Genomic DNA, 25113 nt, shown 5'->3' with positions numbered 1-25113 from the left:
GCGAAAGGATCGATAATATTCACATTTCCGAATAAATGCTGAATTAGAGGCTGTAGTGTGGAATGAAGAACGTCCCGTCCAGGTTGTCTATATTCTGGCAGTTCAGCACCCGGCACCTGGGATTGTCCTTGGAGGGAATGCTCGTCCATTCCGCATAATCGGTCGCGTCGCAGTAGTTGCTGTTGCGGACATAGCGGTCGTAGAGCGGAAGGCCGCGCGGCGAGGTGTAGCGAAAGATGACGGCGCCTTCGTTATGGATCGCCGCCCGCACGCTCTGGCAGCTCATGGCAAGCGGATTGTAGCGTGAGATCGCAAGCGTCGGCGAGGCAGCTAATACGAGCGCGAGCGCAAGGATTACCTTTTTCATGGCACAATTTCTCCCTGATATTTCCGGCACCTATATATACGTTGAAACAGGCCGCCCGGTTTCAATGATCAGCGACTGTCAAATCCGCCTCCTGAAGACACCAGACTGGAGACACCAGATATGAACCATGATGCCTATGCCGACGACTATCTCTCCGGCATTCTGAAATCCGTGAAAACCATCGCGCTGACGGGGGCTTCGCCCAATCCGGCCCGGCCGAGCAATGGTGTCATGGGCTATCTCCTGTCGCGCGGCTACAGGGTCATTCCCGTCAATCCGGGGCAGGCGGGCAAGCAGATCCACGGCCAGACCGTCTATGCCCGCCTTGCCGACATTCCCGAGCCGGTCGACATGGTTGATGTCTTCCGCGCATCCGAATATCTTGACGGGGTGGTGGATGAGGCGCTGGCGCTAGAGCCCCGCCCGCAGGTCGTATGGGCGCAGCTCGGTGTAAGCGACAACGCGGCCGCCGCCAAAGCCGAAGCCGGTGGCATCAAAGTCGTGATGAACCGCTGCCCGGCGATCGAATATCCGCGTCTTTTCGGCTGACGCTGTGAGTATCCAGGCCTTCTCGGCTGACGCCGTCGGGCAGAACGGATTTTCCTCGGAAGGCGCCGCGGTTGAAAAAGATCGCGGTTAACTTTCACATTCGAGTGGTTATGATCGCGCCCGTCAACAACAATACGGGAGGACGACATGGCCAAAAACGATCCGGGATTCAACACGCTGGCGATCCATGCGGGTGCACAGCCCGATCCGGCGACCGGCGCGCGGATAACACCGATCTACCAGACGACGGCCTTCGTCTTCAACGATTCCGACCATGCCGCGGCACTGTTCGGCCTGCAGCAGTTCGGCAATATCTACACCCGCATCATGAACCCCACACAGGCGGTTCTGGAGGAACGTGTCGCGGCCCTTGAAGGCGGCACGGCAGCTCTTGCCGTTGCCTCCGGCCATGCGGCGCAGATGATCGTCTTCCATACGCTGATGCGCCCCGGCGAGAATTTCGTCGCCGCCCGCCGTCTCTACGGCGGCTCGATCAACCAGTTCGGCCATGCCTTCGAGAATTTCGGCTGGCAGGTACGCTGGGCCGATCCAGATAATCCCGATGATTTCGAGAGCAAGATCGATGACAAGACGCGGGCGATCTTCATCGAAAGCCTTGCCAATCCCGGCGGCACCTTCGTCGATATTGCGGCCATCGCCGAAATAGCGCATCGTCACGATCTGCCGCTGATCGTCGACAACACAATGGCCACACCCTATCTCATCCGGCCGATCGAACATGGCGCCGATATCGTCGTGCACTCGCTGACCAAATTCCTCGGCGGTCATGGCAACTCCATGGGCGGCATCATCGTCGATGGCGGCACTTTCGACTGGTCGAAGACCGGCAACTACCCGATGCTGTCAAGCCCGCGCCCGGAATATAACGGCGTCGTCCTGCATCAGACCTTCGGCAATTTCGCCTTCGCGATCGCCTGCCGCGTGCTCGGCCTGCGCGACCTTGGCCCGGCGATCTCGCCCTTCAACGCTTTCCTGATCCTGACCGGCATCGAGACGCTGCCGCTGCGCATGCAGCGCCATTGCGACAACGCGCTTGATGTCGCCAAATGGCTGAAGGCCCATTCGAAGATCGCCTGGGTAAATTATGCCGGTCTGGAGGACGACCCGAACCACGCTCTGCAGCAGCGTTACTCGCCGAAAGGCCCAGGTTCCGTCTTCACCTTTGGCGTCAGGGGCGGTTACGAGGCCGGCAAGGCGCTGGTCGAGGGCTTGGAGCTTTTCTCGCATCTCGCCAATATCGGCGATACGCGCTCCCTCGTGATCCATCCGGCCTCCACCACGCACCGGCAGCTGACCGACGAGCAGAAGATCGCCGCCGGCGCCGGGCCGGACGTGGTGCGCCTCTCGGTCGGCATCGAGGATGTGAAGGACATCATCGCCGATCTCGAACAGTCGTTGTCGAAGATTTGAGGAAAGGCCTTCATGTTCCTGCTTTCCGTTGTGGCCATTTGGGCGGTAGCCGCCATCACGCCGGGGCCGAACTTCTTCATCGTCGTCAGAACGGCGCTGGAGGGATCCCGCAGCGCCGCGGTGGCCGTCATCGCCGGCGTCATCCTCGGCACTTTCTGCTGGGGGCTCGCCGGCTGGCTGGGGATCAGCGCGCTCTTTGCGGCGGCACCTTTCGCCTATCTGTCCCTGAAGATTGCCGGTGGGTTTTATCTCTGCTGGCTCGGCGCTAGGCTCATCTGGAATACAAGGCGCAGGGCAGGTGGGTTGGCGCCGCAGGCCGGTCGGGCGGGGATCGCTCCGAAACAGGCCTTCTATTCGGGGCTTGCCACCAACCTTGCCAATCCGGAATCGGCCGTCTTCGTCGCCTCTCTCTTTGCCGCTACGCTTCCGGCCGAGCACAGCTGGATGCAGGGTGCGGCGGCCGTCGCCGCGATGGTTCTGGTCTCCTCGCTCTGGTACACGTTCGTGCTGACGGTGCTGCGCAATCCGGCCGTTGCCGGTGCCTATGCGCGCGGCCGCAAGGCACTCGATGCCGCGGCCGGTGTCATCTTCATGGGCTTCGGCCTGAAACTTCTGACTTCGGCGCGGTGACCATGACAAACGCGATCCCCTTCGATATCGACAGCGTCGAACCGGAAATCGGCGCGCCAGCCGCCGAACGCATCATTTCCGGCAATCCGCAATTCCGCACCTGGAACCTGGAAGAGGCCGAAGGCGGCCTCTATGCCGGCATATGGGAGGCGGCGCCCGGCAAGTGGCGGATCGCCTATGAGGAATGGGAATATTTCAGCATCCTCTCCGGCCATTCCATCGTGACCGAAGACGGCGGCGAGCCGATTCATCTAAAGGCGGGTGACCGGATGATCCTCAGGCCCGGCTTCAAGGGAACCTGGGAAGTCGTTGAAACGACTCGCAAGGATTATGTGATCAAGGTTTGAGCGGCGACCGGATAGAAGCTTTTTGAGCATTCTTATTAACGGCGCCTACATCATCAAATGCTAGACCTCATCTGCAGCGCATTGCGGACATGATGTCTCCTGCCGTCACCAAAGACATGCCCTTGCAATTCATCTTTTCGGGATTGGCATGTCGTCGAATCTTGCGGGTAGGCGCGTTCGGACTCAAACATCTTCCATCATTGCGACAACCGTCTGCTTCCTTGTCGTCGCTCTCGTGCTGACAGGCCTCATGGCCCATGTCGTCGTTACGATGACCCGATCTGCAAACCAGATCGATGATGCCAGGGCCACTCGCGCCGCCCGTGCGGCGATTGCGGCCTTTATCAGTCGCTTGAGCGCGACAACCACGGACAACGCCGCATGGGATGACGCCTATAACGCGATCTCATCTGCCGCCGCCGCGGATTGGGCCTATGAGAACTGGGGAAAAACCAGCGCGGATTATCCGCTCTACGACGGCGCCGTCGTGATCGGCCCCGACCGCTCTTCGGTCGTCTCCGCGTATGCCAAAGGCAAGCCCATCCAGCCAAGTGTTTTTTTCGGTGAAGGCTTTTACCAGCAGATCAACAAAGCCGCCGAATCCAGACAGGCGCCGGTCGTCAATTTCATCCGGACTGAAACGGGAATCGCGCTGATCGTGTCGCAGGCAATCCAGCCTTTCACCGCGGAAGGCGAGCTTCCGAAGTTGAGTGTGCTGAGCTTCTACAAGGATCTTACGTCGGAAGTCCTAGACACTTTTTCGAACGAGCACGAACTCGAAGGCTTGCGCCTTGCAGCCGCGCCCGAGCCGGGCCGGCTGAACACACCGATCACGGACATCAAGGGTGGTGTCATTGGCCATCTTGTCTGGCCCAGCAAAGCGCCCGGAAACGCCGTGTTTCACCAAGTCTATCCTTACGTTGCGGCCGCGGTCATCATCCTTGTGATGTTTCTTGGGGGCGTTCTGCTGGTGGGCGCATTGGAGGCCCGGCGCCTGCGCCGATTGGCGCAAGCGGCGATTTTCGAAGCGAACCACGATAGCCTGAGCGGCCTGTTGAACAGGCACGGGCTTCTTGCACTGCTGGAAGAACTGGAAAACACTGATGTTGCGCCGCCCCGGCTCTATCTGATCGATCTCGATGGATTCAAGGCTGTCAACGATGCCTGGGGGCATGCGGTAGGGGATGATTTGATCCGCATCGTCTCGAACGCGCTGATCGCCTGCCACCCTGAAATTGTTGCGGCGGCCCGGCTGGGGGGCGACGAGTTTGCGCTGGTGCAGATTGGAACCGCCGCGCGTGAAGAGATAGAAGAGACTATTCTGGCGCTGTTCACCGAGCCCTTCAAAATCGATGGGCGGACGATCGAAGTCGGCGCAAGCATCGGAGCCGCCGCACGTGACGGAGACATCGAGCCTTTGGAGCTTCTCCGCAGGGCGGACATGGCGCTCTATCGCGCCAAGGCAAATGGCAGAGGCCGGGCGATCGAATACGATCCAGAGCTGGATCGGGAGCGCCAAAGGGTCGCCGAAATGGAAGGTTTACTCAGGAGCGCTATCAGTAATGGTACGATCGAAGCCTTTTTCCAGCCGCTCGTCTCCGCCACCACAGGCGCTGTCACTGGTCTTGAAGCACTTGCACGTTGGCGGACCCCAACAGAAAACATCAGCCCCGAGATCTTCATCCCGCTCGCCGAAAGGTGCGGCCTTATCGATGCACTCGGCGTTCATATGCTGAAGACATCGATCGAGCACGCGAAGAACTGGCCCGGTTTGGCGCTGTCGGTAAACGTTTCGCCGGTCCAACTCTGCAATCCGGAATTCGCCGGCGAAGTGATCTCGCTCCTACAGGAGCTCGATTTTGATCCGAAGCGCCTGACGCTGGAGATCACCGAAGGCGTTCTCATGACAAACCCGGAACAGGCTCGCCGGTCCATAGATCACCTCAAACAGGTCGGTATAAAATTCGCGCTTGATGACTTTGGCTGCGGTTATGCAAGCATTGGCGCATTGCGGCAGTTCGGGTTTGATCGAATGAAGATCGACCGTTCGCTCGTATCCGCTCTCGACCAAGGCTCGAATGGCGCCGACGTATTGCGGGCAACCATCTCTCTGGCGACCGCTCTGCAGATTCCCGTCACCGCAGAGGGCATCGAGACCTCGCGCCAGGCGGCGATCCTGCGAGAAGCCGGTTGTGACCAACTGCAGGGTTATCTGATCGGAAAGCCTATGTCGGCGCTCGACATATCCAGCAAACTTCAAGAGCATGCAGCGTGATGTCGCATGGATTGCGGCACACGCGTCTGAGGTGATCGTCCGGTCCTCTGAACATTTCGATGTCTGAAGACGACATTTTCATGCACTGCTGCGGCAATCGACCACAGCCCTGCGGCAATGGGTCCGCACGTCCTACGCCAAGGCGCTGTGAATGGACGATTCACTCGGAAAGTCAGTGACTTCAGCGACTTATGCACAGGTTTGCACGTCGCAGTGACCGTCGGAAATCGTCATCAAACTGTAATAATAGGCGCCTAGCCCCACTGTCCGTGACGAGGAAATTCTGCGCCCTCGACAGTGGACACCCCCTCCATGGCGCGGGACCTCGTCGTCCTCCAGTTCCATCAGGGAAGAGTCGCAAATGCTCACCAAGAAACTTCTTTCGGCCTGCCTCGGCGCTGGCCTGGCTGCCGCTCTGGCAGTTTCGGCCTCCGCTGCCGATATTACCGGCGCTGGCTCCACCTTCGTCTACCCGGTTCTTTCGAAGTGGTCGGCAGACTACAACAAGGAAACCGGCGACAAGCTGAATTATCAGTCGATCGGTTCGGGCGGCGGGATCGCCCAGATCAAGGCCGCAACGGTTGACTTCGGCGCTTCCGACGCCCCGCTCAAGCCGGAGGATCTGGCCGCTGGCGGCTTCGGCCAGTTCCCGCTGGTTGTCGGCGGCATCGTTCCGGTCATCAACGTCAAGGGCATCAAATCAGGCGAACTGAAGCTCTCGGGCAAGGTTCTCGCCGACATCTATCTCGGCAACGTCACCAAGTGGAACGACAGGGCCATCGCCGATCTGAACCCGGGCCTGAAGCTGCCCGACAGCCAGATCGCCGTTGTCCACCGTTCGGACGGCTCGGGCACTTCCTTCAACTGGACGAACTTCTTCTCGAAGGTCAATCCGGACTGGAAGTCGAAGGTCGGGGAAGGCACCGCCGTCAACTGGCCTGTTGGTATCGGCGGCAAGGGCAACGAAGGCGTTGCTGCTTATGTCACCCGCGTCAAGGATTCGATCGGCTACGTCGAATACGCCTACGCTCTGCAGAACAAGCTGCCCTACGTTCTCATCCAAAACGCTGCCGGCCAGTATCCGAAGCCGAACGCTGAAAGCTTCTCGGCTGCCGCTGCCAGCGCGGAATGGGGCAAGGCTCAGGACTTCTACCTGATCATGACCAACGCTCCGGGCGAAAAGGCCTGGCCGATCACGGCAACCACCTGGGCGATCATGTACAAGGAGCCGAAGGACGCTGAACGCTCCAAGGCTGCTTTCACTTTCTTCAAGTGGGCTCTCGAAAAGGGCCAGAAGGAAGCGTCCTCGCTTGACTACGTTCCGCTTCCGGACACGCTGGTGAAGCAGATCGAAGATTACTGGACGGCCTCTTTCAAGAGCTGATCCCGACGAAACTGCGGTCGGGGCGGGAGGCTTTGCTTCTCGTCCCTGATGCCTTTGACACCCCCTCAAAGCAGCAGAGCGTACGGATATGAGCGAAGCATTGGCATCGCTGCCCGCCGATACCGCGAGCGTGAAGCGCCGCGACGGCGCCGCAGGCGATCGTATTTTTTATTGGATGGTTTTGGGCTGCGGCCTATTCGTTCTCGCCGCTCTGCTGGCAGCGGCGATTTCCATGGCCATGGGCGGGCTTCTCGCGTTCCGGACCTTCGGCTTCGGCTTCCTGACCGGCACCGAATGGGATCCGGTTGCCCAGCAGTTCGCCGGTCTGGTGCCGATCTACGGCACGCTGGTCACCTCCGCACTCGCGATGATCATCGGCGTTCCTGTCAGCCTCGGTATCGCGGTTTTCATTACTGAAGTTGCGCCTCGCTCCATTCGTGGGCCGATCGGCGGTGCAGTCGAGCTTCTGGCCGGTATCCCCTCGATTATCTACGGCATGTGGGGTCTCTTTACGTTTGCTCCCTTCATGTCCGATTACATCCAGCCGCTGCTGATCGATTGGCTAGGCCCGATCCCGCTGATCGGCGCGCTGTTTTCCGGCGCTCCGCTCGGCATCGGCATGCTGACGTCAGGCATCGTGCTGGCGATCATGATCATCCCCTTCATCTCCTCGGTCATGCGCGACGTCTTCCTGGTTGTCCCGTCACAGCTGAAGGAATCGGCCTATGCGCTGGGTTCGACCAAATGGGAAGTGGTACGCGACATCGTCATTCCGCACACCCGCACGGCTGTCGTCGGCGGCATCTTCCTTGGCCTCGGCCGCGCGCTCGGCGAGACGATGGCGGTGACCTTCGTGCTCGGCAACACCCATAATATTGCTGTGTCGCTGATGGAGCCGGGCACCTCGATCGCCGCGACGCTCGCCAACGAGTTTGCCGAGGCTTCGGATGACCTCTACCGGTCGTCGCTCGCAGCCCTTGGCCTCATCCTCTTCGTCGTCACTTTCGTCGTTCTGGCGGCTGCCAAGCTCATGCTGGTGCGCATGGCAAGGCAGAGGGGAGAGTAATCATGGCTACCTATTCAGGTTCTCTCTACCGCCGCCGCCAGATTGGCAGCATGATCGCGCTGACGCTCTGCGGCATTGCCACCGTACTTGGCCTGGTCTTCCTGGTGTGGATCCTCTGGACGACGCTGGTACATGGCTTGTCTGCGCTGAGCCCCAGCCTCATCACCGAAATGACGCCGCCTCCCGGTGAAGACGGCGGTGGTCTCGGCAATGCCTTCATGGGCAGCCTGCTGATGGTCGCTCTGGCCGTCGTCATCGGCACGCCGATCGGTGTGTTGGCCGGTACCTATCTGTCGGAATTCGCTCGAGGCAAGAAGCTCGGCGAGGCGATCCGCTTCGTCAACGATATCCTGCTCTCGGCGCCGTCGATCATCATCGGCCTGTTCGTCTATGAACTGGTCGTTCGCCCGACGGCGCGGTTCTCCGGCTTTGCCGGCGGCATCGCGCTTGCCTTCATCTTCCTGCCGGTCGTCGTGCGCACGACCGACGAGATGCTGCGGCTGGTTCCCGATGTCATGCGTGAGGCGGCACTTTCGCTCGGCATCCCGCGCTGGAAGGTCACGGTCGACGTCCTCTACCGCGCCGCCTCCACCGGCATCCTGACCGGCGTCCTTCTTGCGATCGCCCGCATCTCGGGCGAAACCGCGCCTCTTTTGTTCACGGCTCTGAACAACCAGTACTGGAGCCTCGATATGTCGCAGCCGATGGCGAACATTCCCGTCGTCATCTTCCAGTTCGCCATGAGCCCCTATGAGCAATGGCAGAATCTTGCATGGGCCGGCGCCTTCGTAATGACGGCCGTCGTTCTGATCCTGAGCGTCGTATCGCGCTCCGTCCTGAACCAAAAAGGTGGGAAATGATGCTTCAGCCTGCAGACACTTTCGAGACCGCCAGCAAGTCGGAAAAGTCGACAGCCAAAGACAAGATCGCTCTCGAGAAAGTCAATTTCTATTACGGTGACGCCCACGCGATCAAGGATGTGAGCCTGAGGTTTCCCGAGCGCCAGGTCTCGGCCCTGATCGGTCCGTCCGGCTGTGGCAAGTCCACGCTGCTGCGCATCCTGAACCGCATCTACATGCTGTATCCGAAGATGCGCGCCACCGGCTCGATCAAGCTCGACGGCAAGAACATCCTCGATCCAAGCTTCTCGATGAACGAACTGCGCGCCCGCGTCGGCATGGTGTTCCAGAAGCCTGTGCCGTTCCCGATGTCGATCTATGACAACATCGCCTACGGCATTCGCCACCATGAGCGCCTCAACAAGGCCGCCATGGATGTCCGCGTCGAACAGGCGCTCCGTCAGGCGGCCCTCTGGGATGAGGTCAAGGACAAGCTGAAGGGCAGCGGCCTCGGCCTTTCCGGCGGTCAGCAGCAGCGTCTTTGCATCGCCCGCGGCGTGGCGCTGCGTCCGGAAGTCCTGCTGCTCGACGAGCCGACCTCGGCCCTCGACCCGATCTCGACTGCCAAGGTCGAAGAGTTGGTCGCGCAGTTGAAGGGTGAGTTTACGATCGTTATCGTCACCCACAACATGCAGCAGGCAAGCCGCATCTCCGACAACACCGCCTTCATGTATCTCGGCGAGCTGATCGAATACGGCCCGACCGCGCAGATCTTCCAGTCGCCGAAGGTCCAGCGCACGGAAGATTATATCACCGGTCGCTACGGCTGATACGACTTTCCCTTGTGGAAAAGAAACGGCCGGCACGCGATGAGCATGCCGGCCTTTTTATTTTCAGGTGTCGGATCGATGCTCTACCAGACGAGATCCAGGCGATCGAGGCCGTGGAAATGATAGACGTCTTTGACGACGGGCGTCTTCGCGAGCTTCAGTCTCGGCAGCCGCTTGAACAGGATCGGCAGCACGACATTGAGCTCCAGCCGCGCCAGCGGCGCACCGATGCAGAAATGAATGCCCGCGCCGAAGGAGAGGTTGGGCGCCTCGTTGCGGTCGGGCTTGAAGGTGAGGGGATCACTGAACTTTGCCGGATCGAGATTAGCGGCGGCCAGGATCATGCTGATCTTGTCGCCGCGCTTGAACTCCACGCCGTCGATCTCTGCGGGTTCGAGCGCCCAGCGCTGGAAGATATGAACAGGCGCGCAGATGCGCAGTGACTCTTCGACGGTGCGCTCTGTGGCGGTCTCGTCGCGAAAAAGCTCTGCCGGATCGTAGCCGCTGTCCAGAATGATGCGCACGGAATTGCCGATCTGGTGAACCGTCGCTTCATGGCCGGCATTGAGCAGCACGATGGTCGTCGAAACGAGCTCGTCTTCCGTCAGGTACTGGCCCTTGTGTTCGGTATGGATCATGTGGGTCAGAAGATCGTCGCGAGGTTCTGCCCGGCGCTCGGCGATGACGGTTTTCACATAAGCGGAAAATTCCTGTGCGGCCTGTTCGGCGGCATCTTCGTCCGCGCGGGTGCGCCCGAACATGTACATGCGCACATAGGCATGCGACCATTTCAGCAACTGCGGCCCCATTTCCTCGGGAATGCCGATCATCCGGGCGATCATCGTCACCGGGATGATATCGGCGAAGGCCGATAGAAGCTCGACTTCGCCCTTGTCGGCGAAGCCGTCGATCAGTCTATTCGCGAGCTCTTCCAGCTCCGGCTTCATCTTCTCGACATGGCGCGAGACGAAGGCGCGGTTGACGAGGGTGCGCAGCCGCGTGTGTTCCGGCGGTTCCAGCTCCAGCAGCGAATAGCGCTCGGCGAGATCGAAGGCGGCGAGATGCGGCTCCGGTTCCGGCAGGCCGAGTTCTTCGCGGCTGGCGATATGCAGGATCTGCCGGCCGAAACGGCGGTCGCGCAGCAGTCCGTTCACATAATCGTAGCCGGTGACGAACCATTGCTTCTGCTCCTCCCAGTAGAAGGTGGGACAATGGGCATGAAGCGCAGCATAAACCGCGTTCGGGTTGCCATAGAAGGCCGGGTCGCTGCCGTCGAGCGACACGCGGCGGGTTGCTGGATCGATCTTGAGGAAGGGCGGTATCATCATGGCCAGAGGCTTAGCGGATTTGCCGGGCCTCGGAAAGATAGTGGTAGAGATAGTGGTTCAGCCGGCGCGTGAGAGTACACCCATGCGGCGCAGTGCCTCCACCTGATCGTCGACGGTCGGCACGAGTTCGCCGGCATTGGTGTTCGGTTCGCCAGGCACCGGTGCCGCTGTTTCCTCCTCGCCGAAGACCACGGTGCAGTTGCGGCCGGCAGCCTTCGCCGAATAGAGCGCCCGGTCGGCGGCCGACACCATCCGGTCGATATTGGCTTCGATCGCCGAGGATAGTGCGATGCCGACGCTGACGGTGGCGGGGATCAGTGCCTCGCCGGTATTGATCGGCAGGCGGCAGAATTCGGCACGGATCGATTCCGCCAGCGCTTCCGCTTCCGTCTGGTCGCGGACGGTCACGAAGGCTGCGAATTCCTCGCCGCCCATCCGGCCGAAGACATTGTTCGGGATGTACTGGCGGGCAAGGCGGGCGAAGGCGGTCAGGACGGCATCGCCCGACTGATGGCCGAAACGGTCGTTGACGCGCTTGAAATGGTCGAGGTCGAAGAGGATGACGCCGACCTGATGCTGCTCGTCATGGGCCTTTTCCTGGATCTTGTCGAAATGGCCGAGCAAGCCGCGGCGATTCAGCACGCCCGTCAGCGAATCCGTGAGCGTCAGGAAACGCAGGTGGCGTTCCGACCGTTCCATGATGAGGCGGCAGGTGAGCGCAAAGGCGATGATGAGCAGAAAGGCGGTGGCCATGGCGGCCGCACCGCCGAAATTCGTCGCTTCCCCATCCGAAGGGAGAACAAGCGCCATTGCCAATGCCACACCGAAGCAGAGGAAAGCCTGCAGCACGAAGATCGCCATCAGCTTGATGCGTGTGCGCTCGCGATGGATGTCACCGGCGGCGACCGCCATGGCAAGCGCGGTGGCGCCGGTCGCCGAGGAGAGATTGTAGAGAATGACGCGGTTGGAATAATCCTCATTGATCCACGGCAGGAAGACGCCTGCAAGCCAGATTGCCGGCGGCAGCAGCGCCCACCATTCCATCTTCCTGCGGTCGAGCGCCAGGAAACCGGCGACCCAGGCGCTTTGCCCAAGCAGAGCAACGGCATTGCCGATTTCGATGGAAAGCAGGTTGGGGATTTCGCCGCGGGCCGCAGCAAGCGCAAAGCCGATGCCGCTGAACAGGAAACCGAGCCCCCAATAAAGGTAGGCGCCGCTTTTCCGGTTGTGGCGCCAGGCCACGAACAGAACCAGAGCCAGCGTCAGGGCTTCGGAGCACCAGATGGACAGACCTGTAGTGACATTGAACACGGCATCAACCCCTTGAGTGTTGGCCGCATCCTTGCCGAAGAAGCTCGCTGTTTGATTAATGACGTGAGGCTGTAGTCGGCAATCGGGCCGATATCTGCTGGTAGGCTTTCCGCTCGGTAAATGCCCGCGACTTTTGTCGAGCGCGGTAAGCCTTCCTTCATCCTGTCATAGAGAAAAACTGTGAGAGCGAAAGGTCCGGCCTCGCCGTTAACAGGCGTTTGGGAGAAACGGGATAGGGAAATGTCAAAGCCATATGTCGCCCACCCTTCTTAACGTTATCCTTATGCGTGTCTTGAAGAGGGGGGCTGAGACACTCTATGTAGGGACAAGGCATTTTTCTTTGATTCCCGGCATTCGCCGGAAAGACGTTAAAAGGACGCACATGAGAAACCCAGTCGATACCGCTATGGCCCTCGTGCCGATGGTTGTGGAACAGACCAATCGCGGTGAACGCTCCTACGACATCTATTCCCGCCTGCTCAAGGAACGTATCATCTTCCTGACAGGCGCTGTCGAGGATCATATGGCGACACTCGTCTGCGCCCAGCTTCTCTTCCTCGAGGCCGAAAATCCGAAGAAGGAAATCGCGCTCTACATCAATTCGCCGGGTGGCGTAGTTACCGCCGGCATGGCGATCTACGACACGATGCAGTTCATCAAGCCGGCTGTCTCGACGCTTTGCATCGGCCAGGCCGCTTCCATGGGCTCGCTGCTTCTGGCCGCCGGCCATAAGGACATGCGTTTCGCCACGCCGAATTCCCGCATCATGGTTCACCAGCCTTCAGGCGGTTTCCAGGGTCAGGCATCGGATATCGAGCGTCATGCCCGCGACATCCTGAAGATGAAGCGCCGCCTCAACGAAGTCTATGTGAAGCATACGGGCCGCAGCTACGAGGAGGTCGAAAAGACCCTCGATCGCGACCATTTTATGGATGCGGACGAGGCCCAGACCTGGGGCGTTATCGACAAGGTTCTGACATCGCGCATCGAAATGGAAGGCGATCAGGCCTAGTAATTAATAGGGATGGTGTTTTCGCCGCCACAGTTCTATCCCATTTGTGATTGAACTAGGGGTTTCATCTGGCGGCGGAGACGCTAATAGTAACTATTAATGCTATGTTGAATTTTTGTGACATAGCATTCGGCATTCGAAGGGGAATTCGTTGCCGCCGGTGCCCGGACACAATTGGATCGGACCCGGTTCGTAGCCCCTGAAGCCCTTGTCGGCAGAAACTCCGGGTAGGGAGTGCTGCCAGGGAGCTGATTGAGTGGACCGCAATTTCGCGTTCGAAATGCGGCGTGCTGGAAGGAAAGTGATATGAGCAAGGTCAGCGGCAGCAACGGCGGCGACAGTAAGAACACCCTCTATTGTTCTTTCTGCGGAAAGAGCCAGCACGAGGTCCGGAAGCTTATTGCCGGACCGACCGTGTTCATCTGCGATGAATGCGTCGAACTGTGCATGGACATCATCCGCGAGGAGAACAAGTCCTCGATGGTCAAGTCCCGTGATGGCGTTCCTACGCCCCAGGACATCATCAAGGTTCTCGACGAATATGTCATTGGCCAGCGTCAGGCGAAGAAGATCCTGTCGGTCGCCGTCCACAACCACTACAAGCGTCTCGCGCACGCCTCCAAGAACGGCGATGTCGAGCTGGCGAAGTCGAACATCATGCTGGTCGGTCCGACCGGCTGCGGCAAGACCTATCTTGCCCAGACGCTCGCCCGCATCATCGACGTTCCCTTCACGATGGCCGATGCGACCACGCTGACGGAAGCCGGCTATGTCGGTGAAGACGTTGAAAACATCATCCTGAAGCTTCTGCAGGCTGCGGACTACAATGTCGAGCGCGCCCAGCGCGGCATCGTCTACATCGACGAAGTCGACAAGATCTCCCGCAAGTCCGACAACCCGTCGATCACCCGTGACGTATCGGGCGAGGGCGTGCAGCAGGCGCTTCTGAAGATCATGGAAGGCACGGTAGCCTCCGTACCGCCGCAGGGTGGCCGCAAGCATCCGCAGCAGGAATTCCTGCAGGTCGACACGACGAACATCCTGTTCATCTGCGGCGGCGCCTTCGCAGGTCTCGACAAGATCATCTCCGCCCGTGGCGAGAAGACCTCGATCGGCTTCGGCGCGACAGTCAAGGCACCGGACGACCGTCGCGTCGGCGAAGTGCTGCGCGAACTGGAGCCGGAAGATCTGGTCAAGTTCGGCCTCATCCCGGAATTCATTGGCCGACTGCCGGTTCTGGCAACGCTGGAAGACCTCGATGAGGATGCGCTGATCCAGATCCTGTCCGAGCCGAAGAATGCGCTGATCAAGCAGTATCAGCGCCTGTTCGAGATGGAGGACGTGGAGCTGACCTTCCATGAGGATGCGCTCCGCGAAATCGCCCGCAAGGCGATCGTCCGCAAGACCGGTGCTCGCGGCCTGCGTTCGATCATGGAAAAGATCCTGCTCGACACGATGTTCGAACTGCCGGCCCTGGAAGGCGTTCGCGAGGTCGTCATCTCCGAAGAGGTCGCGCGTGGTTCGGCTCGTCCGCTGTATATCTACGCCGATCGCCAGGACGAGAAGGCAAACGTTTCGGCCTGAAGCTTGCGTTGAGAGCCGTTATTTTAAGGGGCTTGCCTTGTGCAGGCCCCTTTCTATTTGAAAATGGGTGCCGGGCGCTGATAATAGTTGCGGGCAAGGTTGAAAACAGCCTTGGCCGATATTGCGCAAACGATGACCCTTGGCAATGATGCTGTGATTCCGTAGCGTGTTGCTGGCGTTGTTATTTTAGGCGGTTCGGAAATGGTAAGCGTCGCTCCAGATAGGCGCTTCATTGTGTTGGCGTTCCATGTAATAAAGCTGTCACAACCGTGGAACGCGGGCGTTAACGTGGCTTGAAAAGCGTAGTCAGAACCTCCACTTGTAACAACAAGTGAGAGTGCCGGCCGGTCCCAAGCGGCCGCGCCAAAGAGCCCGGTAACGGGACGATGGAAAGGAATAAAAATGACGAAGAAAACGTCTGTAGCGAGCACCAGCACCGCCTATCCTGTTCTTCCTCTGCGCGACATCGTGGTTTTCCCCCATATGATCGTGCCGCTGTTCGTCGGGCGGGAAAAGTCGATCCGCGCGCTCGAAGAGGTCATGGGCTCCGACAAGCAGATCATGCTGGTCACCCAGATCAACGCCAGCGATGATGATCCGGATCCGTCTGCGATCCACCGCGTCGGTACGGTCGCGAACGTGCTGCAGCTCCTGAAGCTGCCTGACGGCACCGTCAAGGTTCTGGTCGAAGGCCGCGCCCGCGCCGAGATCGACAGCTACACGAGCCGCGAAGATTTCTACGAAGCCCTCGGCCATGTGCTCGATGAGCCGCATGACGATCCGGTCGAGCTGGAAGCGCTCTCCCGTTCCGTCGTCTCGGAATTCGAGAGCTACGTGAAGCTCAACAAGAAGATTTCGCCCGAGGTTGTCGGTGCGGCCAGCCAGATCGACGACTATTCCAAGCTCGCCGATACGGTTGCCTCGCACCTGTCGATCAAGATCACCGAGAAGCAGGAGATGCTGGAAACCACCAGCGTCAAGGCCCGCCTCGAAAAGGCGCTCGGCTTCATGGAAGGCGAGATCTCGGTCCTGCAGGTCGAAAAGCGCATCCGCTCGCGCGTCAAGCGCCAGATGGAGAAGACCCAGCGCGAATACTACCTGAATGAGCAGATGAAGGCGATCCAGAAGGAACTCGGCGACGGCGAGGAAGGCCGCGACGAGATGAGCGAACTGGAAGAGCGCATCGCCAAGACGAAGCTGTCCAAGGAAGCCCGTGAAAAGGCTGACGCCGAGCTGAAGAAGCTGCGCCAGATGAGCCCGATGTCGGCTGAAGCCACTGTCGTGCGCAACTATCTGGACTGGCTGCTCGGTATCCCCTGGGGCAAGAAGTCGAAGATCAAGGCCGATCTCAACAATGCCGAAAAGATCCTCGAAGCCGATCACTTCGGTCTCGAAAAGGTCAAGGAGCGCATCGTCGAGTATCTGGCGGTCCAGGCTCGCGCCACCAAGATCAAGGGTCCGATCCTGTGCCTCGTCGGCCCTCCGGGCGTCGGCAAGACCTCGCTCGCCCAGTCGATCGCCAAGGCAACCGGCCGTGAATATGTCCGCATGGCTCTCGGCGGCGTCCGTGACGAAGCCGAAATCCGCGGTCACCGCCGCACCTATATCGGCTCGATGCCCGGCAAGGTCATCCAGTCGATGAAGAAGGCGAAGAAGTCCAATCCGTTGTTCCTGCTCGATGAGATCGACAAGCTCGGCCAGGACTATCGCGGCGATCCGTCTTCGGCTCTGCTGGAAGTGCTCGACCCGGCTCAGAACTCGACCTTCATGGACCATTACCTGGAAGTCGAATACGACCTGTCGGACGTGATGTTCATCACGACGGCGAATACGCTGAACATCCCGGCCCCACTGATGGACCGCATGGAAATCATCCGTATCGCCGGCTACACCGAAGACGAAAAGCGCGAGATTGCAAAGCGGCACCTGCTGCCGAAGGCCATCAAGGAACATGCACTGCAGCCGAGCGAATTCTCGGTCAGCGACGATGCTCTGATGGCGATCAGCCAGCAGTACACGCGCGAAGCCGGTGTCCGTAACTTCGAACGCGAATTGATGAAGCTCGCCCGCAAGGCGGTCACCGAGATCATCAAGGGCAAGACGAAATCGGTTCACGTCACGGCAGCAAACATCGACGATTATCTGGGCGTTCCGCGCTTCCGCCACGGCGAAGCCGAACGTGAGGATCAGGTCGGTGTGGTCACCGGTCTTGCCTGGACGGAAGTCGGCGGCGAGCTGCTGACGATCGAAGGCGTCATGATGCCCGGCAAGGGCCGCATGACCGTCACCGGCAACCTGAAGGAAGTGATGAAGGAATCGATCTCGGCAGCGGCATCTTACGTCCGCTCGCGCGCCGTCGATTTCGGCATCGAGCCGCCGCGCTTCGACAAGAGCGACATCCACGTGCACGTGCCGGAAGGCGCCACACCGAAGGATGGCCCCTCGGCCGGTGTCGCCATGGCAACCGCGATCGTGTCGATCATGACCGGCATTCCGGTCAACAAGGATGTGGCGATGACGGGTGAAATCACCCTGCGCGGCCGTGTCCTGCCGATCGGCGGCCTGAAGGAAAAGCTGCTCGCGGCACTTCGCGGCGGCATCAAGAAGGTGCTGATTCCGGAAGAGAACGCCAAGGATCTGGCAGAGATTCCGGACAATGTGAAGAACAGCATGGAGATCATTCCGGTCTCCCGCATGGGTGAAGTGATCAAGCATGCGCTGGTCCGCCGCCCCGAGCCGATCGAATGGGATGGCACGGTCGAAACGCCTGTCATCGCGACCGTCGAAGGGCTTGACGATGCAGGCGCCGCCATAGCTCATTGAGCTGGTGGTTGCCACATTTATGCCCAATTGTTGCAAATCACCAAAAAGGCCGGCGGAAACGCCGGCCTTTTTTTGTGAAAACGTCATGTAGACGCTTGCTTTTCCTTGATTTGCAGGGCTTTTGGGTTCTCGGCGGGCCTGATGAAAGCGATTTCCGCGCCTAGCTTACAGATTGAGTTGTTTCAAACCATTTAGAAAGGGGTGGAAACATGAATAAGAATGAACTCGTGTCCGCAGTAGCCGAAAAGGCTGGACTGACGAAGTCTGACGCAGCATCTGCCGTCGACGCAGTTTTCGATGTCGTGCAGGCTGAGCTGAAGAACAAGGGCGACATCCGTCTCGCCGGCTTCGGCAGCTTCACGGTTTCTCATCGCGCTGCCACGAAGGGCCGCAACCCGTCGACCGGCGCCGAAGTCGATATTCCGGCACGCAACGTGCCGAAGTTCACGCCCGGCAAGGGCCTGAAGGACGCCGTCAACGGCTGATACGAGATTGTCCGCCGGCCGTAAACGAGAACGGCCGCGCAGGATTTTAAGGGGTTCGGCATTGCCGGACCCCTTTTTCTTTTCGCCGCATGCCGCATGTTGCGCTTTGTTTTACGACGGTGACGTTCTCAGGGCGGGGCCGGCTATTTGTGGCTGGGCGCCGCAATCATCCTCGGCGCATCGCTTTTCATCATGCGCAACGAGATGCGCCGGGAGCGGGAATCGGGCTGACACAAACTGTATAAAATGTCGCAGGCTGTCATGTCTCTGTCATGCCAGTCCCGCAAAAACCCTCTGTTCGATTTTTTCGACATTGGGGGATTTCAATGACAACTTTCTCGTGCAAGGCAGCGCTCACCGCCGTGCTTCTCGCATCCGTTGCCTTCCCGGCAGCGGCTGAGCCGGTTTTTAACCGCATCGCCTCTTTCCCGGTTGCAACCAACCTGCCGGCCGACAAGGACAAGCTTTCGACCACCTCGGCCGAAATCATCACCGCTTCGCAGGATGGCAACACGCTGATCTACAGCGACAGCCCGCTCGGCGCGATCGGCTTCATCGACATCACCGATGCAAAGGCACCCAAGGCCGGCGGCGCGCTGATGATGGATGGCGAGCCGACCTCGGTCACGACAGCAGCCGGTAAGGCGCTCGTCGCCGTCAACACCGGCGAAAGCAAGCAGAAGCCGTCTGGCCGTCTGGCGATCGTCGACATCGCCACGAAGAAGATCGACGCGACCTGCGATCTCGGCGGCCAGCCCGATTCGATCGCTCTCAACAAGGACAGGACGCTCGGCACCATCGCGATCGAAAACGAACGCGATGAAGAGGTCAACGACGGCAAGATCCCGCAGATGCCGGCAGGCGACCTCGTCGTCTTCCAGCTCAAGACCGACGGCACCGTCGATTGCGGCACGATCAAGCATGTTGCGCTCACCGGTCTCGCAGGCGTTGCCCCTGAAGATCCGGAGCCGGAATTCGTTGCCTTCAACAACCAGAACGAAATCGCCCTGACGCTGCAGGAAAACAACGAGATCATCATTCTCGACGGCACGACCGGCACGGTGAAGACGCACTTTACCGCCGGCAGCGTCGACCTTTCGGGCATCGACACCAAGCGTGATGGCGCCCTGAAATTCACCGGCGAGAAGAAGGGCGTCAAGCGCGAACCGGACGCCGTGAAGTGGCTGGACGACAACCGCCTCGTCGTCGCCAACGAAGGCGATTATGAGGGCGGCTCGTGCGGCTTCACCATCTTCGATAAGACCGGCAAGGTTCTCTTCGAATCCGGCAGCTCTTTCGAGCGCGCCGTAGCCTCTCTCGGCCATTATCCGGAAAGCCGGTCCTCGTCGAAGGGCGTCGAGCCGGAAGGTCTGGAAGCCGCCAAGTTCGGCGATGACAACCTGTTCTTCCTGCTCGCCGAGCGCGCTTCCGTCGTCGGCGTTTACAAGGATACGGGTGCTGATCCGGAACTGCTGCAGATCCTGCCGTCGGGCATTTCCCCGGAGGGCGCGATTGCCATTCCGCAGCGTAACCTGCTTGCCACCGCCAACGAACTCGACCTCGGCAAAGATGGTGGTACGCGTTCGCACGTCATGATCTACGAACGCAGTGAAGGCGAGAAGGCCTATCCGCAGATCGTCTCCGCCGAGAAGGACGGCAACCCGATCGGCTTTGCAGCCCTTTCGGGACTCGCCGCCGTTCCGGGCAAGCCGGGCATGCTCTACGCCGTCAGCGACAGCGTCCTCGGCTCGCAGCCGACGATCTACACGATCGACGCCACCAGGAAGCCGGCCGTCATCACCGACGCACTCGTCGTCAAGCGTGATGGCGCTCCGGCCCAGAAGCTCGACATCGAAGGCATCGCTGTCGCTGCCGACGGTTCCTTCTGGCTGGCTTCGGAAGGCTATACCGAGCGCCTCGTGCCGCATGCGCTCTACAACGTCACCGCCAAGGGCGACATCAAGACCGAGATCGCTCTGCCGAAGGAACTGCTTGCCAACGAAATCCGCTATGGCTTCGAAGGTGTGACGACCGTCGGCACTGGCGACGACGCAACACTCTGGATGGCTGTTCAGCGCGAGTGGAACGATGACGAGAAGGGCTTCGTCAAGCTCCTCTCCTATAACCCTAAGAAGAAGGAATGGGGCGGCGTGCGCTACCCGCTCGACAAGACCGAGAGCGGCTGGGTCGGCCTCTCCGAAATCACTGCCCAGGGCGACAGCGTCTACATCATCGAGCGCGACAACCTCGTCGGCGATGCGGCCAAGCTGAAGAAGCTCTACAAGGTCGCAATCTCCGACCTGAAGCCCGGCAAGCTCGGCGGCGAACTGCCTGTCGTCAAGAAGACGGAAGCCCATGATTTCATCGGCGACCTGAAGTCGGCCACCAACGGCTACGTTCTCGACAAGCTGGAAGGCTTCGCCTTCGACGCATCGGGCAAGGCCTATGCCGTGACCGACAACGACGGTGTGAGCGATTCTTCCGGCGAGACCCTGTTCTTCCCGGTCAACCTGACCGCCACGAACTGAGTTCGTAGTCTCATGAAATGGAAAGGCCGGACTCTTGCCCGGTCTTTTCTTTGGCCGCCCGCGCTGACGGCTTGACGGCATTAAGCCATGAATTTGGGTAGTGCGGCGGCCAAAGCGTCGACGGCAAGACGGATCCTGAGCGGCAGGTGCGGTGTCTGCAGCCACAGCGCATGGCAGTCATAGAGAAATTCCGGCTGACCTGGCAGCAAGATTTCGAGCGCTCCAGCCTGCGCGCGGTCGCGAATGAGCCAGTAGGGCAGCCAGGCAAGCCCCATGCCGACCGTTGCCGCATCTGCAATCGCATCGAGATCATCGAGCCGCAATCGGCCATTCGGCCGAACTTCTACCGGAACATGGTCTTCATGCGGGAAGATCCATGGGCTGGAGCGCGCGGTGCGTGCGTAAATGATTGCATCGTGCTTGCCGATATCCTCGATCTTCTCCGGTCTGCCATGCGCGTCGAGATAGCTCGCCGAGGCGCAGACCACCATGCGCTGGCGCGCGACACGTCGCGCAATAATGCCTGACCTGTCAGCGAGTTCCCCGGTGCGGATCGCGAGATCATAGCCGTCATCGGCGAGATCGGTAATCGGGTCGCCGAACGATAGATCGAGTTCGAGGCTCGGATATCGCTTTGCAAGCTCGATCAGAACCGGAAGCACGCAATGCCGGCCGAAATGCACGGGCATGGTGACGCGCAGCTTTCCGCAAGGTTCGGACAGATGGTCGAACGCGAGCGCATCCGCGGCTTCTGTCTCGGCAAGGATCACCCGGCAGCGCTCGTAATAGGCGCGTCCAAAATCCGTAAGGCTTTGGCGGCGTGTCGTCCGGGTGATAAGGCTTACCCCCAATCGCTCCTCAAGAAAGCGGATGTGCTTGCCGACCATCGGACCGGAGATGCCGAGTGCCGCTGCCGCTGCCGCAAACGAACCCAGATCCACGGCCTTCACGAAGACGGTCATGCTCGTGAGACGATCCATATTGCAAACTCATGGTTTCTTCTGTCTTGCATCTAGCCCAATTTATCTCCCTCGATCCAATTGGCATAGAACATTCAGTCCGATTGTTTTGGAGTTGATGGGAAATGGCACGCATAATCCGCTTTCACGAATTTGGCGGTCCTGACGTTCTCCGCATTGAGGATATGGATATTCCCGCCCCAGGGCCGGGACAGGTTCAGATCCGCGTCAAGGCTCTTGGGATCAACCGGGCCGAGGCCCTGCTAAGATCCGGCACCTATATCGAAACCGCGCCGCTGCCGTCAGGCCTTGGTCTTGAGGCGGCAGGCATCATCGAGGCGGTAGGGGAGGGCGTAGACGGCTTTGCGCCCGGCGACGCCGTCAGCATCATCCCGCCGATCTCAATGGTGCGCTCGCCGGCTTACGGTGAACTGGTCACATTTCCCGCTGGATCTATTGTCAGGCACCCGCCGACAATCTCCTGGGAGGAGGCTGCCGCTCTCTGGATGGCGTATCTGACTGCTTATGGCGCCCTCATCGATATCGCCCGACTTTCAAGAGGGGAGTTCGTCGCTATCACCGCTGCATCGAGCAGTGTAGGTCTTGCCGCAATCCAGATCGCCAACGTGATTGGCGCTATACCGATTGCGATCACGAGAACCTCTTCAAAGCGCCTTGCATTGCAGGAAGCCGGTGCTGCGCATGTCATCGCCTCGCAGGAGGAGGATCTGGAAACACGACTAAAGGAAATCGCCGGAGAAGCAGGTGTTCGTGTCGTCCTCGATGCCGTGGCCGGACCTATCTTCGACCCGCTGACGGCGGCGATGTCCTCGGGCGGCATGCTTATCGAATATGGTGGATTGAGCCCGCAGCCAACACCGCTTCCGTTGCCTGCCGTGCTCGGCAAATGCCTGCTGCTGCGCGGCTATCTCGTCCATGAGATCATTCGCGATCCAATACGGCTGCGGGCTGCAAAGACCTTTATATTCGAGGGGCTCGCGTCCGGCGCGCTGAAGCCTGTCATTGCAAGGACATTCCCTTTCGAGCAGATCGTCGAAGCGCATCGGTTCCTGGAATCGAACGAGCAGTTCGGCAAAATTGTCGTGACGGCCTGATGCGGTCCGGCTGGGATCATGTCTCAAGCCCGGCCTGCAAGTTGTTGGCCGGGCTTGATGGTCTGCCAGGGCTTACCAGCGCTGATGCACGTGCGGAGCGATCAGCCGCCCGTAGATTTCACGCGTTGCGGCCATGACGTCGGCCGAGAGCGGCGCGAGATCGGCAGCGGCTGCGTTCGCCTTGGCCTGCTCGGCATTGCGCGCGCCGGGGATGACGACTGTGACGGCATCCGCCATCAGGATCCAACGCAACGCGAATGCGGCCATGCTGGCCCCTGCCGGAACGAGCTTGCGCACTTCCTCGACCGCCTGCAGACCGACCTCGAAGGGCACGCCCGAGAAGGTCTCGCCAACATCGAAGGCTTCGCCGTGGCGGTTGAAGTTGCGGTGATCGTCGCTGGCGAATTTGGTGTCGCGGGTGATCTTGCCGGAGAGCAGGCCGCTTGCGAGCGGCACGCGGGCGATGATCGCCACGTTCTTGCGGCGGGCCTCGGCGAAGAACAGGTGGCCAGGACGCTGGCGGAAGATGTTATAGATGATCTGGATGCTGACGACTCCGGGATATTCGATCGCCTTCAGCGCTTCCTCGACCTTCTCGACGCTCACGCCGTAGCCCTTGATCTTGCCGGCCTTCTGCAGTTCGTCCAGCCCCGCGAAGACCTCGGGGTGATAGAGCACCTCCGTCGGCGGGCAGTGAAGCTGCACGAGGTCGAGGTTGTCCACCTGCAGGTTCTTCAGGCTGCGGTCGATGAAGCTTTCCAGGTTGGCCTTGGTGTAGCCCTCAGTGACATGCGGGTTGAGGCGGCGGCCGGCCTTGGTCGCGACCATCGGGCGCTCGCCGCCACGCGCCTTCAGCACGTCGGCAATGATCTTTTCGGAGCGGCCGTCGCCATAGACGTCGGCAGTGTCGATGAAGGTCATGCCGGCATCGAGTGCGGCATTCAGCGCAGTGCGGCCGTCCGCTTCGCTGACATCGCCCCAGGAGCCGCCGATCTGCCAGGCGCCGAAGCCGACATCGGTGATGGTAAAGGGCAAGCGGCCGAAAGCATGATGTTTCATGGAAATCCTCCGTTCGTAATGAAAGGCCTCGCAGTAGCAGGTGCCGATTAGGGCGGCAATCGCCGATGCCGCTTGGATCGCCTGCTGCGATCAAATATCCTTGTCCACGACGGCTTCAACCGCAGACGACGGAAGAACAGGAAAGATCATGGATATCAAAACCGCAGGCTCGCGCCCCTCCACGAAAGGCCAGGACGATTACTTCACCGGTTCCGTTCGCCTGGATCCTCTCGTCGAAGCGCCGGAGCCGGGGCGCGTGCGGGCCGCTCACGTGACCTTCGAGCCCGGCGCGCGCACAGCCTGGCACACGCATCCCCTGGGGCAGACACTGATCGTTACATCAGGCAGGGGGCTCGTTCAGACATGGGGCGGGGAAATCAGGGACATTCGCCCCGGGGATGTCGTTTGGTTTGCGCCGGGAGAGAAGCACTGGCATGGCGCAAGCCCCGAGACGGCCATGAGCCACATTGCCATCCAGGAAGCGCTGAACGGCAGCGTCGCAGATTGGCTGGAGCAGGTCAGCGACGAGCAATATGCCGGCAAGGTCCAAGGCGGCTGAGAAAGGCCTCAGGCTCTGAAAATGCTCGTGCGATTCGAGCCTTCGTCATGATTTCCGTCGCGGCGAGGGGACGTCTCGGCCGCATCCACGTCGGCTGCATGTGGAAAACTTGGCGCGGCAGATCGCCGATTTGCTGCGGGGTTCGGGGAGGCTTTCCGAAACAATTTCTGGACTGTCATGGTTTTGTCTCCAAACCTGCTTGACACTAAAAGGCGAACCCCTTAGTTAGCCGCTCATCCCAACGGCCAGCCCGTTCGGGGAGGGTGCTCAGGCACCGGATTGCTTGAAAGAATGCGGGTGTAGCTCAGTCGGTTAGAGTGCCGGCCTGTCACGCCGGAGGTCGCGGGTTCGAGCCCCGTCACTCGCGCCATTTCAAAGCAGGCGGCAAATTGTCGCCGTCTGTCCGGTTTCATGGTATCCTCACGGTCCGCAAGGTCCAATGCGCGGGTGTAGCTCAGTCGGTTAGAGTGCCGGCCTGTCACGCCGGAGGTCGCGGGTTCGAGCCCCGTCACTCGCGCCACTTATCTCCAAAAAGCCATGCAGTTTCCGAGGGTCAGCCATGCGGCCTTCCGCAACTTTTGGGGATTTGTCGCGACATCGTTGCATCTGCTTGATAATGTCCGTCCGCCACT

21 protein-coding genes and 2 tRNA genes are annotated in these 25113 nt (G+C 60.1%); 18 read left to right on the top strand and 5 right to left on the bottom strand.

The window, feature by feature from the left end; translation table 11 throughout:
* Positions 1-43 precede the first annotated feature (43 nt).
* A complete protein-coding gene (locus FHT87_RS26065; protein WP_183730384.1) occupies positions 44-367 on the bottom strand; it encodes a hypothetical protein in 324 nt (107 codons plus the stop codon).
* 120 nt (positions 368-487) lie between these two features.
* Here FHT87_RS26065 and FHT87_RS26060 point away from each other — a divergent pair, with 120 nt between their 5' ends.
* The 9 genes from FHT87_RS26060 to pstB all read left to right on the top strand — a co-directional run bounded on the left by FHT87_RS26060 (position 488) and on the right by pstB (position 9718).
* The gene (locus FHT87_RS26060) at positions 488-916 is read left to right on the top strand and encodes a CoA-binding protein (protein WP_183805680.1); all 429 of its coding nucleotides are present in this window, start codon (positions 488-490) and stop codon (positions 914-916) included.
* A 147-nt stretch (positions 917-1063) separates the two neighbouring features.
* Complete coding sequence (locus FHT87_RS26055) at positions 1064-2347, top strand: O-acetylhomoserine aminocarboxypropyltransferase (protein WP_183730378.1); 1284 nt, start codon at positions 1064-1066, stop codon at positions 2345-2347.
* A 12-nt stretch (positions 2348-2359) separates the two neighbouring features.
* A complete protein-coding gene (locus FHT87_RS26050) occupies positions 2360-2977 on the top strand; it encodes a LysE family transporter (protein ID WP_183805679.1) in 618 nt (205 codons plus the stop codon).
* Positions 2978-2979: 2 nt separating this feature from the next.
* Positions 2980-3324: a cupin domain-containing protein gene (locus tag FHT87_RS26045; protein ID WP_183805677.1), complete on the top strand. Its 345-nt coding sequence runs from the start codon at positions 2980-2982 to the stop codon at positions 3322-3324.
* Between the two features lie 148 nt (positions 3325-3472).
* The gene (locus FHT87_RS26040) at positions 3473-5599 is read left to right on the top strand and encodes a bifunctional diguanylate cyclase/phosphodiesterase (protein ID WP_183805674.1); all 2127 of its coding nucleotides are present in this window, start codon (positions 3473-3475) and stop codon (positions 5597-5599) included.
* 361 nt (positions 5600-5960) lie between these two features.
* The gene (gene pstS, locus FHT87_RS26035) at positions 5961-6983 is read left to right on the top strand and encodes a phosphate ABC transporter substrate-binding protein PstS (RefSeq protein WP_183730264.1); all 1023 of its coding nucleotides are present in this window, start codon (positions 5961-5963) and stop codon (positions 6981-6983) included.
* Positions 6984-7071: 88 nt separating this feature from the next.
* Positions 7072-8049 (top strand): phosphate ABC transporter permease subunit PstC, encoded by a 978-nt coding sequence (gene pstC / locus FHT87_RS26030; RefSeq protein ID WP_183805672.1) that lies wholly within the window; start codon positions 7072-7074, stop codon positions 8047-8049.
* A gap of 2 nt (positions 8050-8051) precedes the next feature.
* A complete protein-coding gene (gene pstA / locus FHT87_RS26025) occupies positions 8052-8909 on the top strand; it encodes a phosphate ABC transporter permease PstA (protein WP_183730258.1) in 858 nt (285 codons plus the stop codon).
* The gene (gene pstB / locus FHT87_RS26020; protein ID WP_183805887.1) at positions 8909-9718 is read left to right on the top strand and encodes a phosphate ABC transporter ATP-binding protein PstB; all 810 of its coding nucleotides are present in this window, start codon (positions 8909-8911) and stop codon (positions 9716-9718) included. The genes pstA and pstB overlap by 1 nt, the downstream gene beginning before the upstream one ends.
* 83 nt (positions 9719-9801) lie before the next feature.
* Here pstB and FHT87_RS26015 read toward each other — a convergent pair whose 3' ends face one another.
* Both FHT87_RS26015 and FHT87_RS26010 read right to left on the bottom strand, forming a co-directional pair.
* Positions 9802-11046 (bottom strand): cytochrome P450, encoded by a 1245-nt coding sequence (locus FHT87_RS26015; RefSeq protein WP_183730252.1) that lies wholly within the window; start codon positions 11044-11046, stop codon positions 9802-9804.
* A 57-nt stretch (positions 11047-11103) separates the two neighbouring features.
* Positions 11104-12357 carry a GGDEF domain-containing protein gene (locus tag FHT87_RS26010; protein WP_183805670.1) on the bottom strand — a complete coding sequence of 418 codons (1254 nt, stop codon included), beginning with the start codon at positions 12355-12357 and terminating at the stop codon, positions 11104-11106.
* Between the two features lie 382 nt (positions 12358-12739).
* On the opposite strand from FHT87_RS26010, the gene clpP reads away from it, so the two are divergent.
* The 5 genes from clpP to FHT87_RS25985 all read left to right on the top strand — a co-directional run bounded on the left by clpP (position 12740) and on the right by FHT87_RS25985 (position 20789).
* The gene (gene clpP, locus FHT87_RS26005; protein ID WP_183730247.1) at positions 12740-13369 is read left to right on the top strand and encodes an ATP-dependent Clp endopeptidase proteolytic subunit ClpP; all 630 of its coding nucleotides are present in this window, start codon (positions 12740-12742) and stop codon (positions 13367-13369) included.
* Between the two features lie 306 nt (positions 13370-13675).
* Complete coding sequence (gene clpX, locus FHT87_RS26000; RefSeq protein ID WP_183730245.1) at positions 13676-14953, top strand: ATP-dependent Clp protease ATP-binding subunit ClpX; 1278 nt, start codon at positions 13676-13678, stop codon at positions 14951-14953.
* Between the two features lie 402 nt (positions 14954-15355).
* On the top strand, positions 15356-17776 hold the full coding sequence (lon, locus tag FHT87_RS25995) for an endopeptidase La (RefSeq protein WP_183730242.1): 2421 nt from the start codon (positions 15356-15358) through the stop codon (positions 17774-17776).
* Positions 17777-17985: 209 nt separating this feature from the next.
* Positions 17986-18261: a DNA-binding protein HupB gene (gene hupB / locus FHT87_RS25990; RefSeq protein WP_003558438.1), complete on the top strand. Its 276-nt coding sequence runs from the start codon at positions 17986-17988 to the stop codon at positions 18259-18261.
* Positions 18262-18587: 326 nt separating this feature from the next.
* On the top strand, positions 18588-20789 hold the full coding sequence (locus tag FHT87_RS25985) for an esterase-like activity of phytase family protein (RefSeq protein ID WP_183805668.1): 2202 nt from the start codon (positions 18588-18590) through the stop codon (positions 20787-20789).
* Between the two features lie 80 nt (positions 20790-20869).
* Here the strand turns inward: FHT87_RS25985 and FHT87_RS25980 are convergent, their stop codons facing one another.
* Entirely contained in the window at positions 20870-21769 is a 900-nt protein-coding gene (locus FHT87_RS25980) for a LysR family transcriptional regulator (protein WP_183730238.1), read from the bottom strand.
* A 104-nt stretch (positions 21770-21873) separates the two neighbouring features.
* Here FHT87_RS25980 and FHT87_RS25975 point away from each other — a divergent pair, with 104 nt between their 5' ends.
* Positions 21874-22863, top strand: coding sequence for a zinc-dependent alcohol dehydrogenase family protein (locus FHT87_RS25975; RefSeq protein WP_183730235.1), 990 nt, complete (start codon positions 21874-21876; stop codon positions 22861-22863).
* Between the two features lie 72 nt (positions 22864-22935).
* On the opposite strand, the gene FHT87_RS25970 is transcribed toward FHT87_RS25975, so the two are convergent.
* Entirely contained in the window at positions 22936-23922 is a 987-nt protein-coding gene (locus FHT87_RS25970) for an aldo/keto reductase (protein ID WP_183730232.1), read from the bottom strand.
* Between the two features lie 148 nt (positions 23923-24070).
* Between FHT87_RS25970 and FHT87_RS25965 the strand changes: the two genes are divergently transcribed.
* From FHT87_RS25965 to FHT87_RS25955, 3 genes are all read left to right on the top strand, one after another.
* Positions 24071-24481: a cupin domain-containing protein gene (locus FHT87_RS25965; protein WP_183730230.1), complete on the top strand. Its 411-nt coding sequence runs from the start codon at positions 24071-24073 to the stop codon at positions 24479-24481.
* A 293-nt stretch (positions 24482-24774) separates the two neighbouring features.
* A tRNA-Asp gene (locus tag FHT87_RS25960) sits at positions 24775-24851 on the top strand.
* A 73-nt stretch (positions 24852-24924) separates the two neighbouring features.
* Positions 24925-25001 (top strand) — tRNA-Asp (locus FHT87_RS25955).
* The last annotated feature ends 112 nt before the right edge of the window (positions 25002-25113 follow it).

The sequence above is a fragment of the Rhizobium sp. BK316 genome (assembly GCF_014193695.1).
In the GTDB taxonomy this organism is placed as follows: domain Bacteria; phylum Pseudomonadota; class Alphaproteobacteria; order Rhizobiales; family Rhizobiaceae; genus Rhizobium.
This window is presented reverse-complemented; position numbering and strand designations above follow the sequence as displayed.